Below are 227 nucleotides of genomic sequence, written 5' to 3'. Positions count from 1 at the left end.
TCATTTAATAGCCGCATAAACCAACTGATATTAGCTAAGCGTTCTCGGTATTCAATGATTGTTTCATTTAGAAAGAGCCATTCAATTTTACTTAGCTCTTCACCTTGCAGATATTTGTTAGTGAGAACAGTGCCTTTACAAAGCCTGTGCCACCGCTGAATAATGGCTTTATCGGTTAGTCGCTTGGCTTTTTTATCATCAACATAGAGTACTAAGTGGGTGTGATT

Annotated in this window: 1 pseudogene; it reads right to left on the bottom strand. The window is 37.9% G+C overall.

Annotated features, from left to right (window positions below):
• Positions 1–227, bottom strand: a pseudogene (locus tag H5058_RS18400) (transposase); the annotation flags it as partial.

The sequence above is a fragment of the Pseudoalteromonas sp. SR45-4 genome (genome assembly GCF_014163535.1).
Taxonomy (GTDB): Bacteria; Pseudomonadota; Gammaproteobacteria; order Enterobacterales; family Alteromonadaceae; genus Pseudoalteromonas; species Pseudoalteromonas nigrifaciens.
This window is presented reverse-complemented; position numbering and strand designations above follow the sequence as displayed.